This window comes from Pantoea piersonii (assembly GCF_003612015.1).
GTDB classification, from domain to species: Bacteria; Pseudomonadota; Gammaproteobacteria; order Enterobacterales; family Enterobacteriaceae; genus Pantoea; species Pantoea piersonii.
The window spans coordinates 708,761-723,696 of record NZ_RARB01000001.1; the positions used below are offsets into that span (position 1 = coordinate 708,761).

At 60.1% G+C, this 14,936-nt stretch carries 12 protein-coding genes; 9 read left to right on the forward strand and 3 right to left on the reverse strand.

Going from position 1 to position 14,936, the window contains the following annotated elements:
- Positions 1–14 precede the first annotated feature (14 nt).
- A complete protein-coding gene (gene ptsG, locus D7S44_RS03425; protein WP_120452056.1) occupies positions 15–1,448 on the forward strand; it encodes a PTS glucose transporter subunit IIBC in 1,434 nt (477 codons plus the stop codon).
- Positions 1,449–1,500: 52 nt separating this feature from the next.
- On the opposite strand, the gene bglB is transcribed toward ptsG, so the two are convergent.
- Both bglB and D7S44_RS03435 read right to left on the reverse strand, forming a co-directional pair.
- Positions 1,501–2,640, reverse strand: a complete 1,140-nt coding sequence (gene bglB / locus D7S44_RS03430) for a beta-galactosidase BglB (RefSeq protein ID WP_120452058.1) — start codon at positions 2,638–2,640, stop codon at positions 1,501–1,503.
- Positions 2,641–2,649: 9 nt separating this feature from the next.
- Positions 2,650–4,242, reverse strand: coding sequence for an MFS transporter (locus D7S44_RS03435; protein WP_120452059.1), 1,593 nt, complete (start codon positions 4,240–4,242; stop codon positions 2,650–2,652).
- A gap of 353 nt (positions 4,243–4,595) precedes the next feature.
- Here D7S44_RS03435 and hinT point away from each other — a divergent pair, with 353 nt between their 5' ends.
- The 8 genes from hinT to D7S44_RS03475 all read left to right on the forward strand — a co-directional run bounded on the left by hinT (position 4,596) and on the right by D7S44_RS03475 (position 10,763).
- The gene (gene hinT / locus D7S44_RS03440) at positions 4,596–4,946 is read left to right on the forward strand and encodes a purine nucleoside phosphoramidase (RefSeq protein ID WP_120452061.1); all 351 of its coding nucleotides are present in this window, start codon (positions 4,596–4,598) and stop codon (positions 4,944–4,946) included.
- A 21-nt stretch (positions 4,947–4,967) separates the two neighbouring features.
- Positions 4,968–5,336 (forward strand): YcfL family putative periplasmic lipoprotein, encoded by a 369-nt coding sequence (locus D7S44_RS03445; protein WP_120452063.1) that lies wholly within the window; start codon positions 4,968–4,970, stop codon positions 5,334–5,336.
- A gap of 10 nt (positions 5,337–5,346) precedes the next feature.
- Entirely contained in the window at positions 5,347–5,955 is a 609-nt protein-coding gene (gene lpoB / locus D7S44_RS03450) for a penicillin-binding protein activator LpoB (RefSeq protein WP_120452065.1), read from the forward strand.
- On the forward strand, positions 5,939–6,754 hold the full coding sequence (gene thiK, locus D7S44_RS03455; protein WP_120452067.1) for a thiamine kinase: 816 nt from the start codon (positions 5,939–5,941) through the stop codon (positions 6,752–6,754). The genes lpoB and thiK overlap by 17 nt, the downstream gene beginning before the upstream one ends.
- Positions 6,755–6,789: 35 nt before the next feature.
- A complete protein-coding gene (gene nagZ, locus D7S44_RS03460; RefSeq protein ID WP_120452858.1) occupies positions 6,790–7,833 on the forward strand; it encodes a beta-N-acetylhexosaminidase in 1,044 nt (347 codons plus the stop codon).
- A gap of 36 nt (positions 7,834–7,869) precedes the next feature.
- A complete protein-coding gene (gene ycfP / locus D7S44_RS03465; RefSeq protein WP_120452069.1) occupies positions 7,870–8,412 on the forward strand; it encodes an alpha/beta hydrolase YcfP in 543 nt (180 codons plus the stop codon).
- 210 nt (positions 8,413–8,622) lie between these two features.
- The gene (locus tag D7S44_RS03470) at positions 8,623–9,927 is read left to right on the forward strand and encodes an NAD(P)/FAD-dependent oxidoreductase (RefSeq protein ID WP_120452071.1); all 1,305 of its coding nucleotides are present in this window, start codon (positions 8,623–8,625) and stop codon (positions 9,925–9,927) included.
- Between the two features lie 293 nt (positions 9,928–10,220).
- Complete coding sequence (locus tag D7S44_RS03475; protein WP_033750889.1) at positions 10,221–10,763, forward strand: glycine zipper 2TM domain-containing protein; 543 nt, start codon at positions 10,221–10,223, stop codon at positions 10,761–10,763.
- Between the two features lie 125 nt (positions 10,764–10,888).
- Here the strand turns inward: D7S44_RS03475 and putA are convergent, their stop codons facing one another.
- Positions 10,889–14,839: a trifunctional transcriptional regulator/proline dehydrogenase/L-glutamate gamma-semialdehyde dehydrogenase gene (putA, locus tag D7S44_RS03480; protein WP_120452073.1), complete on the reverse strand. Its 3,951-nt coding sequence runs from the start codon at positions 14,837–14,839 to the stop codon at positions 10,889–10,891.
- Positions 14,840–14,936 lie beyond the last annotated feature (97 nt).

Consider the following 14,936-nt stretch of genomic DNA (forward strand, 5'->3'; position numbering starts at 1 on the left):
AGGAGCTTCAGGCTATGTTCAAGAACGCATTTGCGAACCTGCAAAAGGTCGGTAAATCGCTCATGCTGCCGGTATCGGTTCTGCCGATCGCCGGTATTTTATTAGGTGTTGGTTCGGCAAACTTTAGCTGGCTGCCAGCCGTCGTTTCCCATGTTATGGCGGAAGCGGGCGGCTCGGTGTTTGCTAATATGCCGCTGATCTTCGCTATCGGCGTGGCGCTCGGCTTTACCAATAACGACGGCGTTTCCGCGCTGGCGTCGGTGGTGGCGTACGGCATCATGGTGAAAACCATGGCGGTAGTCGCGCCGCTGGTGCTGCATCTTTCGGCTGAGGATATTGCCGCGCATCATCTGGCGGATACCGGCGTGCTGGGCGGCATTATCGCCGGTGCGATTGCAGCCTATATGTTCAACCGCTTCTACCGTATCAAGCTGCCGGAATACCTGGGCTTCTTTGCCGGTAAACGTTTTGTGCCGATTATCTCCGGCCTGACGGCGATCGTTCTGGGTGTCGTGCTCTCCTTTATCTGGCCGCCGATTGGCTCGGCAATTCAGGAGTTCTCACAGTGGGCTGCCTACCAGAACCCGGTTGTCGCCTTCGGTATTTACGGCGTGGTTGAGCGCGCGCTGGTGCCTTTCGGCCTGCACCATATCTGGAACGTTCCTTTCCAGATGCAGATCGGCGAATTCACCAACGCGGCAGGTCAGGTTTTCCACGGCGATATTCCGCGCTATATGGCGGGCGATCCGACGGCGGGCAAACTCTCTGGCGGCTTCCTGTTCAAGATGTACGGTCTGCCGGCAGCGGCAATCGCCATCTGGCACTCAGCGAAACCTGAGAACCGCGCCAAAGTGGGCGGTATCATGATCTCCGCTGCGCTGACCGCGTTCCTGACCGGCATCACCGAGCCGATCGAGTTCTCCTTTATGTTCGTTGCGCCGATCCTCTATGTGATCCACGCGATTCTGGCCGGTCTGGCGTTCCCGATCTGTATTCTGCTCGGTATGCGTGACGGCACCAGCTTCTCGCACGGCCTGATCGACTTTATCGTGCTGAGCGGCAACAGCAGCAAAATCTGGCTCTTCCCGGTTATCGGCATCATTTACGGTCTGGTTTACTACACCATTTTCCGTGTGCTGATCGTGAAGCTGAATCTGAAAACGCCTGGCCGCGAAGAGACGACGACCGAGTCCTCTTCCGCGACCGGCAGCGAGATGGCTGGCAAACTGGTCTCCGCTTTCGGCGGCAAAGAGAACATCACGAACCTGGACGCCTGTATTACCCGACTGCGCGTCAGCGTGGCGGATGTCAGCAAGGTTAATCAGGCCGAGCTGAAAAACCTGGGCGCCCGTGGCGTCGTGGTAGCAGGCTCCGGCGTTCAGGCGATTTTCGGCACCAAGTCCGATAACCTGAAAACCGATATGGACGACTACATTCGCAGTATGTAACGGCAATAAAGAAAAAGCCCCGTAAGGGGCTTTTTTTGTTTGCGCCAGGTATTCAGAGATAGACCCGCAGGTACTCCGTCAGGCATAGTAGCGCCATCGCCTGTCCGTAAGGCATTGAGGTCAGCGGAACGGTGCGGTAGTAGTCAAGATCGCTGCCCATTGCGGTGCCGAACGAGACCTGCTTCAGTTCGCCTTCCTCATCAATATTGGCGATAACGCCGCGCAGCGCATTGAGCCCGGTAGGCAGATAGTCAGCGCTGAGATAGCGCTTGCGCACCGCCTTGATAATGCCGTAGGCGAAGCCCGCAGTCGCCGACGCTTCGAGATAGCTGTCGGGATCGTCCAGCAGCGTATGCCACAGGCCGCTCGGATGCTGGCAGGCGCGCAGCGCTTTCACCTGGCTCTCCAGCACCTGCAGCAGGAAGCGGCGCGTCGCATGCTGTTCCGGCCAGTTCATCATCTCAAGAAAGTCAGGGATCGCGATGGTGATCCAGCTGTTGCCGCGCGCCCAGCGCGCATGAGCGAAGTTATGACGCCCCTCGAAGTTCCAGCCGTGAAACCAGAGTCCGGTCTGTCGATCCATCAGATATTGCGTATGCAGCAGGAACTGATAGCTGGCTTCTTCGATAAACTCCTGACGATTAAGCAGCTGGCCGATTTTCGCCAGCGCCATCACGCTCATCATCAGCGTGTCGTCCCAGAGTTGCTGATGGTTTTCATTGTTGTAGACGATATGCTGCAGGCCGCCTTGTTCAGTGCGCGGCATCTCATACATTACCCATTCCGCCCAGCGCTCCAGCACCGGACGCCAGGCGGCGTTGCCGGTCTCTTCATAGCGCCAGGCCAGCGTCAGAAAAGGCGCCACGGTATTGACGTTTTTGGTCGGCGTGCCTTCCGCAAGGCGCGCAGCGAACCAGTCGTCGATAATCCCCAGCGTCTCTTTATCGCCGGTTTGCTGATAATAGTGCAGCATGCCGTAAAGGCCGATGCCGTGCGTCCATTCCCAGCCTGCCCAGCCTTTGGTATCAATCACGCGCCCGTCGTCAAGACGCAGCAGGAAGTCTCCCGTTTCATCGGTGATATTCACCAGGTTTTGCGTCAGCTTGTGAATCAGTTGCAACAGCTCCCGGCGCGGCAGCAGAAATTCTGGTTGGCACAACAGCGCACTCTGTTTCACAGGGAATACAGTCATGGTTCATTCCTATCGTTTCAGGGTCGTAGTCAGGGGAGAAGCGAGCGGACGCGCGGACGTCAGCGGCGGCGCGGCCGGTTTATGACGGTTAAGGAAGCCGATATTGTTATTGCCCCACAGATTTTCATAAGGCATGCCGGCCAGCGTTTCGACGATGCTGCGGGCTTCCGGCGTAATGCGCTCCGGCAAAACGCGGTCAGCTTCACGCATTTTCTGCGTCTCTTCGCGCAGCACGGTGTGGGTTTGCAGATTAAGTTTGAAACGCAGCGAGACCAGGAAACCGCACGCCAGCACGCACAGGGTGCCGAGGCTGAGAATGCCAAGAATGGTATGGCTCACGCTCGGGGCCTGCGTCGCCTGGCCCGAGACGAAGCCGGAAAGCTGCAGCACGATGCCGACCAGCATCACCGCGCCCGCCTGAGACGCTTTGCGGGTCAGCGTCATAATACCGGCGAAAATCCCTTCGCGGCGCTGACCCGTAATCACCTCATCCACGTCTGCGATATAGGTATAAATATTCCAGGGAACGTAGTTGATGCCGCCGCGTCCAAGGCCCGCTAGCGCGGAGATCAGCAGCAGCAGGGAGAAGTTGTCGTTCATGCCCGCATACCAGAGGCCGGCGTAGGAGATCGCGGCGGCGGCGAACAGCGTGACGACCAGACGATAGGCGGGCGCCGGACCCAGACGGATACAGAGCGGGATCATGCCCATCACGGCGATAAACTGCAGCACCGCCATAGTGCCCATCAGGCTGGAGGCGATCTGCGCGCTCTGCATCAGCACGAATACCACATACCAGGTAAAGACGGCGTTAAAAACGTCCTGCGCGATATAGCCGCCCAGATACATGCCGAGATGCTGACGAAAAATGCGGATGCGCAGCGTGGAGGCAAGCTCGACATAGAGACGCTTCAGGTTCTGCAGCAGCGTCAGCTGCCGTTTCTCCTCCTCAGCGCGGCGCGACTCTTCGGAGAAATCGGCCGGATCGCGCTCCCAGGTGAAGAGCCAGACCAGCGTCAGCACCAGCGCGCAGATAATCGAAAAGACCAGGCTGGCGTAAAAGAAGGAGAGCGGATTATCTTTGCCCAGCGCGCCGATCAAAATGCCCGGCAGGAAGGCTGCCAGAATCGCCGACAGCTGCGCCAGCGCGATACGTGCGCCGGAAAATCGGGTCTTTTGTTTGAAATCGTCGGTCATTTCCGGCACCAGGGTCTCATAGGGCACCAGAATCATGGTGTAGACGATATCGAACAGCAGATAGGTGGCGAGATACCACCAGAAACTCATATCGCCGATCCACATCAGGCTGTAGCTGAAGACGCAGGGAATGCCGAGCAGAATAAAAAACTTGCGGCGGCCGAAGCGCTTGCCCAGCCAGGTTGAGCCGAAATTATCAGTCAGAAAGCCCATCAGCGGGCTGACCACCGCGTCCAGCACGCGCGCGGCGGCGAAGATAAACGTCGCCTCGATGGGCGTCAGGCCGCAGAAGGTGGTATAAAAATAGAGCAGCCAGGCGGCGGTAAGCGCCGTGGTGCCTGCGCCGAGAAAGTCCCCGGAGCCGTAAGCCAGATAGTGGCCAAAACCAATTTTACGCGTTCGCATACGGATGCTCCTTTATAGCCATAGTCACTACATCCTTTGTTATCCGGACGACACACTCGGAATGAATAGAAAGTAGAGCCCCAGCGCGGGGCAAACCTTCGCAATTTCGACAGGGCCGTCTCCTGGCTGGCAATGACGCAAAGAAAAGGGCGGCGTATTTCTAATTTATGAAACAGCGTTTCATTTTAGCGTCAGGCAACGTGGTAAATTGCGAAGCGGCGCACAGGAAAAAGAAGTTGTAAAAACGGTGTAAAGGCAGGCAGTTAATCAGGGAAAAGTGGTCCTGAGCTTGAAAGAAAACAAATTCCTCACGCATACTGATTGACTGTCAAACAGGCTTAAGGAATTGCACCATGGCTGAAGAAACTATTTTCAGTAAAATCATCCGTCGCGAAATCCCCGCCGACGTGGTGTATCAGGATGAGCTGGTCACTGCGTTTCGCGACATCTCTCCCAAAGCGCCGACCCATATTTTGATCGTCCCTAACGTGTTGATTCCCACCGCTAACGACGCGCTGCCCGCTCACGAGCAGGCGCTGGGCCGTCTGTTTACCGCTGCGGCGAAAATCGCGCGCGCCGAGGGTATCGATCAGGACGGCTATCGCCTGATCGTTAACTGCAATCGTCACGGCGGTCAGGAGGTTTATCACATTCATATGCATTTGCTCGGCGGGCGTCCGCTGGGTCCAATGCTGGCCGACTGATTTTCCCTACGGAAGCGACTTATGCGTCAATGGCTGACAGGCCTGCCGCTCCTGCTGACTCTGGCAGGCTGCAGTAGTGATAAACCGATGATCGACACATCGCAGTCGCTGGTGATGGAGTCTTCAGTGCTCTCTGCCGGCATCATTACCGACGAGCCGGTGGTAGACGAAGAAGATGGACAGCAGCGCGCGCGCAGCGTGCTCTATAACCAGCGCGAGACGCCGGTGGTGATCCACTATCGTTATTACTGGTATGACGACAAAGGGCTGGAAATAACGCCGCGCGAACCGGCGCAGAGAGTCATCGTTCCGGCGCACGGCAGCATTGTCGCCGCTTCCCAAATGGGCAACCTGACGGCCAGCAAGGTTCGTCTCTACCTTTATCTCTGAGGACTGTTACGTGATTCGCCGACTCCCTCGTTCCGGAGCGCTACTGATGGCGCTCATTCTTTCCGGCTGCGTGATTAAACAGCAGCAGCCTGCGCCTGTAGAACCGACGCAACCCAACGAACCCACGCAGCCGCAGCCCGTACCGCAGCCGCAGCCGATACCGGAGCAGCCGACGCAGCCGGTGCCGCAGCCACCGAAGCTGAAAACCATCAACTGGGACGCCAGCGTGCAGCCGCTGGTGGCGCAGATGCTGCGTTCGTCCAGCAGCGCCGCGCCGGGCAGCGTGCTGATGGTCGATCGCATCAAAAACAGCACCAACGGCGCGCTGCAGAGCGAAAAAGCCACCGACGCGATTCAAAACGCGCTGGCCAACAACGGCAAGTTTACGCTGGTGACCAGCGATCAGCTGGCGCAGGCCAAGCAGACGCTGGGACTGTCGCCAGACGACAGCCTTAACTCGCGCAGCAAGGCGATTGGTCTGGCCCGCACGCTGAACGCGCAGTATGTGCTTTACAGCACGGCGCAGGGCGACGTAAAAACCCCGACGCTGCAGATGCAGCTGATGCTGGTGCAGACCGGCGAGATCGTCTGGTCAGGCAAAGGTGTCGCCCAGAATTGATCCCCTGCTGCTTGCGCGGATAGAAAAACGGCTGCCGGGCTTTACGGCGGGCAGGTTAACGCCGCTGCAGGGGCTCACCGGACAGAGCAGCAAACTGGAAAACGGGCAGGGCGCATTTATTGTGCGGCCTGCGCCGCAGCCGCCGATACCTTTTGTTGAACGCCAGCGCGAAGCGCGCCTGCTGCGCAAACTGCACCCCAGCGGCCTGACGCCGCGTCCCTTAGTGGGTGACGCGCAGCTTCTGCTGCTGCCGTGGCAACAGGGCGAACCCTTGTCGATGCAGATGTTTCAGCAGCGGCGCGAAGAGGTCATCTCCCTGCTGCTGCGGCTGCATCGTCAGCCATTAACCGGCTATGCCCTGCGGCTGCTGCCGCTGCTGCAACGCTACTGGCAGCTGTGCCGACAGCGGCACGTTCGCTGGCAGCGCGCGCTGCGCCAGCTAGCGCGCGTCGGCGAGCCGCGGCCGCTGCGCCTGACGCCGCTGCATATGGATGTCCACGCCGGAAACCTGATTGCGGATGAGAAAGGGCTGCATCTGATCGACTGGGAATACGCCGCAGACGGCGACGTGGCGCTTGAGCTTGCCGCGCTGTGCGCCGCCGATCCTGAGCAGGCGAGCCGCTGGCTGGAGGCGTATGCGCAGGCGGCCTGCCTGTCGCCTGCGGCGCTTGCGCGTCAGGTTGCCCGCTGGCAGCCCTGGCTGCGGCTGCTGATGGCGAGCTGGTATCAGCTGCGCGCTGAGCAGAGCGGCGATGCAGCGCTGCAACAGCTGGCACAGCAGAGCTGGCAACACATTTAATTCGCGCGGCGATGGCGCCGCGCCAGGAACAGATTATGACAACACAACTTCCCGGGCCGCTGATGCTGGATGTCGCAGGCTTTGAACTGGACGCCGAAGAGCGGGAGATCCTGAAGCACCCCACGGTGGGCGGCGTGATCCTCTTTGCGCGCAACTATCACGATCCGGCGCAGCTGGCCGAACTGGTGCGCCAGATCCGCAGCGCGTCGCGCACGCGGCTGGTGGTGGCGGTCGATCAGGAAGGCGGACGCGTGCAGCGCTTCCGCGACGGCTTCACCACCTTACCCGCGATGCAGTCTTTCGCGGCGCTGCACGACGAGGAAACCGGCGGCGAGCTGGCGCAGCAGGCGGGCTGGCAGATGGCGGCAGAGATGATCGCCATGGATATCGACATCAGTTTCGCGCCGGTGCTGGATCTGGGCCATATCAGCGCGGCGATTGGCGATCGCTCTTTCCATGAGGATCCGCAGATTGCGCTGGCGATGGCGCGCCGCTTTATTGCCGGCATGCATGAAGCGGGCATGAAAACCACCGGGAAGCACTTTCCCGGACACGGCGCGGTCAGCGCCGATTCGCACAAAGAGACCCCGCGCGATCCGCGCGATCTGAAGACCCTGCGCCGTCACGACATGGCGATCTTCCAGGCGCTGTTCGACGAAGGCGCGCTGGATGCCGTCATGCCGGCGCACGTTATCTATACTGAGATAGACCCGCTGCCCGCCAGCGGTTCCCCTTACTGGCTGAAAACGGTGCTGCGTGAGCAGCTGGGCTTCGACGGCGTGATCTTTTCAGACGATCTCTCAATGGAGGGCGCGGCGATTATGGGCAGCTACGCGGAACGCGCGCAGCAGTCGCTGTCGGCCGGATGCGACATGATTCTGGTCTGCAACCATCGCGAAGGCGCCATCAGCGTGCTGGATAATTTGATCGCGATCGGCGCTGAACGCGTGCCGCGGCTGTACCATCGGGGAACTCTTACCCGCCAGAACCTGCAGCAGAGCACGCGCTGGAAGCAGAACGCGCAGCAGCTGAGCAATCTGCAGGCGCGCTGGCTGGAACACAAAGCGTCAGGGAAGTAAGGCATTCTCCTGGCGCGCACAACGCTGAGGAGTGTCATGATTATTTATCTGCACGGTTTCGATTCCAGTAGTCCGGGCAACCATGAAAAGGTGCTGCAGCTGCAGTTTATCGATCCTGACGTCAGGCTGATCGGCTACAGCACCCGCCATCCCAGACACGATATGCAGTTCCTGCTGAAAGAGACCGACAAGATGCTGACGCACGGCGGCGGCAGCCAGCCGCTGATCTGCGGCGTCGGACTGGGCGGCTACTGGGCGGAGCGCATCGGTTTTCTCTGCGGCATTCGGCAGGCCATTTTCAACCCGAATCTGTTTCCCTTTGAAAATATGGAGGGGAAAATCGATCGGCCAGAAGAGTATCTGGATATCGCTACCAAGTGCGTCAGCGATTTTCGCGAGAAGAACCGCGATCGTTGCCTGGTATTCCTGTCGCGCCGCGATGAGGCGCTCGACAGCCAGCGCAGCGCGGAAACGCTGCATCCCTTCTATGAAATTATCTGGGACGAGGCTGAGGGTCATAAGTTCAGGAATATCTCGCCGCACCTTCAGAGAATTAACGCTTTCAAAACATTAAGTTAAACCAGCGGGCGTCAGACAGGCGCCCGGCTGCTTCGCGTCATATTCCGGCCGATCCAGTGCGTAATTGATGTGGATCAATTTTGGTATGACCATCTTCCCTGCCCATGCTATTCTGCCCTTAGCAGCGATTTTAACTTCGCCAACCCTATGTTTATTAAGGTTTAATTTAACCATTGATTAACTATTGGTTCACATCTTGAGGGGGTCTTGTTGACTACATCCATGAAAAAAATCGTTATTGTCGGCGGCGGCGCGGGCGGACTGGAGATGGCCACGCAGCTCGGCCATAAGCTGGGCCGCAAGAAAAAGGCCGAGATTATTCTGGTGGATCGCAACCACAGCCACCTGTGGAAGCCGCTGCTGCATGAAGTGGCGACCGGATCGATGGACGAGGGGATTGACGCGCTGAGCTATCTGGCGCACGCGCGCAATCACGGTTTTCAGTTCCAGCTCGGCTCGCTGACCAATATCAACCGCGAGCGTAAAACCATAGAGCTGGCGGAGATGCGCGACGACAACGGCGAAGTGCTGGTGCCGCAGCGTGAGCTGGCTTACGACACCCTGGTGATGGCGCTGGGCAGCACCTCGAACGACTTCGGCACCCCGGGCGTTAAAGATCACTGTATTTTCCTCGACAACCCGCATCAGGCGCAGCGTTTCCACAATGAGATGCTGAACCAGTTCCTGAAATTCTCCGCCAGTGAAGGCCGTCTGGAGAAGGTCAATATCGCCATCGTTGGCGGCGGGGCGACTGGCGTTGAGCTCTCTGCCGAGCTGCATAACGCGGTTAAACAGCTGCACAGCTATGGCTATAAAGGGCTGAGCAGCGAGGCGCTGAACGTCACGCTGGTGGAAGCGGGCGAGCGCATTTTGCCTGCGCTGCCGCCGCGCATCTCCGCTGCGGCGCACAGTGAGCTCACCAAACTGGGCGTGCGCGTGCTGACGCAAACCATGGTGACCAGCGCGGATAAAAACGGCCTGCACACCAAGGGCGGCGAATTTATCGAGGCGGATCTGATGGTGTGGGCGGCGGGCATCAAAGCGCCGGACTTCCTGAAAGAGATCGGCGGCCTGGAAACCAACCGCATCAACCAGCTGGTGGTGAAAGAGACGCTGCAAACCACGCGGGATGACGATATCTATGCCATCGGCGACTGCGCCTCCTGCGCGCTGCCGTCGGGCGGCTTCGTGCCGCCGCGCGCCCAGTCGGCGCACCAGATGGCGTCGCGTGCGATGGAGAATATCCTCGCCCAGCGCAGCGGCAAACCGCTGAAAGCCTATGTCTATAAAGATCACGGCTCGCTGGTCTCGCTGTCGCGCTTCAGTACCGTAGGCAGCCTGATGGGCAACCTGATGCGCGGCTCGATGATGGTAGAGGGCCGCATCGCGCGCTTCGTCTACATCTCTTTATATCGTATGCATCAGATTGCGCTCCACGGCTACTTCAAGACGGGTCTGATGATGCTGGTAGGCAGCCTGAACCGCGTTATCCGCCCGCGTCTCAAGCTGCACTAATGATTACCAGGCGGCGTAAGCCGCCTTTTCCCGCCTCTGTTGCTCGTTAACCTTCTGACCCATAACACAAATTAATTGAAGTTCTTGTGTTGACCCCCCTCAGAACTCTCCGAAAAGCTGGTCCTGATCCGGCTCCGGTGCGTTTTCCTCCATTAATCTGATGTTGCAATTTCGGGCCATCTGTAAAACTTCCTGCAACGATACGGCGGGTCGTGCACGCCGTTCTGTGCCATAGCGACAGGGGACATCGTCGCGGCACGCATGCACGGTAACAACTTCAGGAGGACAATCCTGTGAATAAATCAATGTTAGCGGGTATCGGTATCGGTGTTGCAGCCGCTTTGGGCGTGGCCGCCGTTGCCAGCATGGACGTATTCGATCGTGGTCCGCAGTATGCGCAGGTGCTTTCAGCGACGCCGATCAAAGAGAGCATCAAGCAGCCGCGGCAGGAATGCCGCAACGTTACGCTGACTCATCGTCGCGCAGTGCAGGATGAGAACCGCATCGCCGGTTCAGTGCTGGGTGCGGTAGCGGGCGGTGTGCTGGGCCACCAGTTCGGTGGCGGACGAGGACGCGATGTAGCGACGGTCGCAGGCGCGCTGGCGGGCGGCTATGCCGGCAACCAGGTGCAGGGCGGCTTGCAGGATCGCGACACCTACACCACCTCAGAGCAGCGTTGCAAAACGGTTTACGATAAACAAGAAAAGATGCTGGGTTATGACGTGACCTATAAAATAGGCGACCAGCAGGGCAAAATCCGTATGGAAAACGACCCTGGTACCCGCATCCCGCTGGACCGTAACGGCCAGCTCATCCTGAACAGCAATCAGGCTTAACGGGGCAAAGATTCCCACACAGCACACACATAACAAAAAGGCACATCGCAAGATGTGCCTTTTTTCATGGCGGCGTCGCAGCAGACGAGCCTTCAGAAAAGCAGGGCGGCGAACCGCCCGCATTATCAACCGATGGTCATCAGGCTGGCGTTGCCGCCCGCCGCGGCGGTATTGACGCTCAGCGAACGCTCAATCAGCAGACGCTCCAGCAGCAGATGCGTTTCGCCGCGGGCGAAGCCCTGCACCGACACAATCGCGCCGTCGCGCGCCGCAATCTGCTCGCACAGCGTGCGCAGCTGATCGGCGTCGCCATGGTAGATCACCGCGTCAAAGTGGCTGGCAAAGTAATCTTTCGCCAGGGTGATGCGCGCCTGCACCGTCTGCGGCAGCTCATGGCGCAGCTTGCGGTGCAGCTCATCGTCCGGCCACAGCGCCTGACTGCCGACGCTGGTCACCGCCGCCAGCTGTACCAGCGCATCCTGCTCGTTATCGGCGAGGCAGAGCACCTGTTCACGCGGCAGCAGCGAGAAGGTGTTGCGCTCGCCGGTCGGGCCGGTCAGCAGCCGTACGGTGCCCGCCTGCGCCAGGGTGGCGTAGCGCTGACAGAGCGCGGCCAGTTCAGGTTTGTCCTGCTGCGCCCAGGCGCTCAGCGCCTTGTGCGGCACCAGCAGCGCCTCGCGCAGCGTGCCGTCCGCCGGGCGTTCAGCATCCTGGCGATTAAAGGTAGTGCTCAGCGCCTCCTCCGGACGGCTGGCCAGCAGGCGATAGAGATAGAGCGGCCCGCCCGCTTTCGGACCGGTACCGGAAAGCCCTTCGCCGCCGAACGGCTGCACGCCGACGACCGCGCCCACCATATTGCGGTTAACGTAGAGGTTGCCGACTTTGGCGTTTGCGGTTACCTGCGCGATGGTTTCATCGATGCGGGTATGAACGCCCAGCGTCAGGCCGTAGCCGCCAGCGTTGATCTGTTCGATCAGCTGCGGCAGGGCGTTGCGCGCAAAGCGCACCACGTGCAGCACCGGACCGAAAATCTCTTTGTCGAGATCGCTTACCTGGTTAATCTCAATCAGCGTCGGCTTGATAAAGGTGCCGCTTTGCCACTCCGAACGATCCTGCGGATTATCCTGTACCGCCTGGTAGACGGTATTGCCCTTATTGCGCATCTCCTGAATATGACGCTCGATACCCGCTTTCGCCTCGGCGTCGATCACCGGACCGATATCGGTAGAGAGACGCTCCGGGTTGCCCATGCGGCACTCGGCCATCGCGCCGCGCAGCATCTTCAGCGTGTGGTCCGCCACGTCTTCCTGGATGCAGAGCAGACGCAGCGCCGAGCAGCGCTGTCCGGCGCTGTCGAACGCCGAGGCGAGAATATCGACGACGACCTGCTCGGTCAGAGCAGAGGAGTCGACGATCATCGCATTCAGACCGCCGGTTTCGGCGATAAGCGGCGTCGGGCGCCCTTGCGGATCGAGGCGGCCAGCCAGGTTGCGCTGCAGCAGCGTCGCCACGGCGGTAGAGCCGGTAAACATGACGCCGCGCACGCGCGGGTCGCGCGTCAGCTGCGCGCCGACGGTTTCGCCGTTGCCAGGCAGTAGTTGCAGCACGCCCGCAGGCACGCCCGCGTCCAGCAGGATCTGCACCGCCTGCGCGGCGATCAGCGGCGTCTGCTCCGCAGGCTTAGCCAGCACGCTGTTGCCCGCCGCCAGCGCGGCCGCAATCTGGCCGGTAAAGATCGCCAGCGGGAAGTTCCACGGGCTGATACAGACCACCGGACCGAGCGGGCGATGCGTTTCATTATCGAAATCGTCGCGCACCATACCGGCGTAGTAACGCAGGAAATCGACCGCCTCGCGTACTTCGGCGATAGCGTTGTTATAGGTTTTGCCCGCTTCGCGCACCAGAATGCCGATCAGCTGCTGCATTCCGTCTTCCATATACTGCGCGGCGCGCTCGAGGATCGCCGCGCGCTCGTCCGGCGGCGTCGCGAACCAGATCGGTCCGGCGTTCACCGCGGCGTCCAGCGCCAGCGACACTTCCGCTTCGCTGGCTTCGCGCACCTGACCGACGATATCGCCCGGCGCGGCCGGGTTGATCACCGCGCGTGTTTCGCCTTCGCCCAGTTCGCCGTCAATGATCGGCTGCGCCAGCCAGGGCTGCGCGGCGCTGCTTAGCAGGGCGCTGGAGAGCGATGCCAGACGATGTTCGTTGGCCATATCGATGCCTGCCGAGTTGCTGCGTCCCGCGCCGTAAAGATCGCGCGGCAGCGGAATTTTCGGGTGGGGCAGACCAATCGCGCCTTCGCTCGCGCCCAGCTTTTCAACCGCCGCAACCGGGTCGGCCACTAGCTCGTCAATCGGCAGGGAAGTATCAGCGATGCGGTTAACAAAGGAGGTATTGGCGCCGTTTTCCAGCAGGCGACGCACCAGGTAGGCGAGCAGCGTTTCATGGGTGCCGACCGGCGCATAGATGCGGCATGGACGATTCAGCTTGCCGTCCGCCACTTTGCCGACCACCTGCTCATAGAGCGGTTCGCCCATACCGTGCAGGCACTGGAACTCATACTGGCCCGGGTAGTAGTTATTGCCCGCCAGCTGATAGATCGCCGCCAGCGTATGCGCATTGTGGGTGGCGAACTGCGGGTAGATGAGATTCGGCACCGCCAGCAGCTTGCGCGCGCACGCCAGGTAGGAGATGTCGGTGTAGACCTTGCGGGTATAGACCGGATAGCCTTCGAGACCTTCTACCTGGGCGCGTTTGATTTCGCTGTCCCAGTAGGCGCCTTTCACCAGACGGATCATCAGGCGGCGGCGGCTGCGCTGCGCCAGATCGATCAGCGAGTCGATCACGAACGGGCAACGCTTCATATAGGCCTGAATGACAAAGCCGATGCCGTTCCAGCCTTCCAGCTCCGGCTCGAAGCAGAGCTTCTCCAGCAGATCGAGCGACAGCTCCAGACGGTCCGCCTCTTCGGCATCGATATTGATGCCGATGTCGTAAGAGCGCGCCAGCAGCGTCAGAGATTTCAGGATAGGGTAGAGCTCTTCCATGACGCGATCGTACTGGGCGCGGCTGTAGCGCGGGTGCAGGGCGGAGAGCTTGATGGAGATGCCCGGTCCTTCATAAATGCCGCGCCCGTTGGAGGCTTTGCCAATGGCGTGGATCGCCTGCTGGTAGGAGACCAGATAAGCTTTGGCGTCGCTGGCGGTCAGCGCCGCTTCGCCCAGCATATCGTAGGAGTAGCGGAAGCCTTTCTCCTCCAGCTTACGCGCGTTCGCCAGCGCCTCGGCGATGGTCTCGCCGGTAACGAACTGCTCGCCCATCAGACGCATCGCCATATCCACGCCTTTGCGCACCAGCGGCTCACCGCTCTTGCCGATAATGCGGTTCAGCGAGCGCGACAGGTTGGCTTCGTTATGGGTAGAGACCAGACGGCCGGTAAACAGCAGGCCCCAGGTAGCGGCATTCACGAACAGGGAAGGGCTGCGGCCCAGATGCGACTGCCAGTTGCCGTTACTGATCTTGTCGCGGATCAGCGCGTCGCGCGTCGGCTTGTCGGGAATACGCAGCAGCGCCTCCGCCAGGCACATCAGTGCCACACCCTCCTGAGAGGAGAGCGAGAACTCCTGCAGCAGGCTTTGCACCATTCCGGCGCGTCCGGTTGCACCTTTTTGGTGCCGCAGCTTGTCCGCGAGGCTGTAAGCGAGCTGATGGGTTTTCTCCGCCAGCGCCGCGGGCAGACGCGCCTGTTCCAGCAGCATCGGCACCGCGTCGGTCTCTGGGCGACGCCAGGCGGCAGTAATAGCAGCGCGCGTCACTGACTGCGGCAGAATATGCTCGGCGAAGTCGAGGAACGGCTGGTGCGTCTCTTCAGGCGCGCTCTCTTCCGGCTCTGCCAGCGAGCCCGCCGTCAGCGGAATTTCCGGCAGCGCGGCGCCGCTCTCCAGCTGACCAAGGTAGTTAAAAATCGCCTGTTTAATCAGCCAGTGCGGCGTGCGGTCAACCTTCTGCGCCGCCAGTTTAATGCGTTCGCGGGTGGCCTCATCCAGCTTCACCCCCATTGTTGTCGTGCCCATGACCTTTCTGCTCCTGTATCTGTATCTCACTGCGTGGGCAGCACTATCACTGATGTTGCAACTTTGTGCAACCGTGTTAAGTGTGACCTGCGTAACA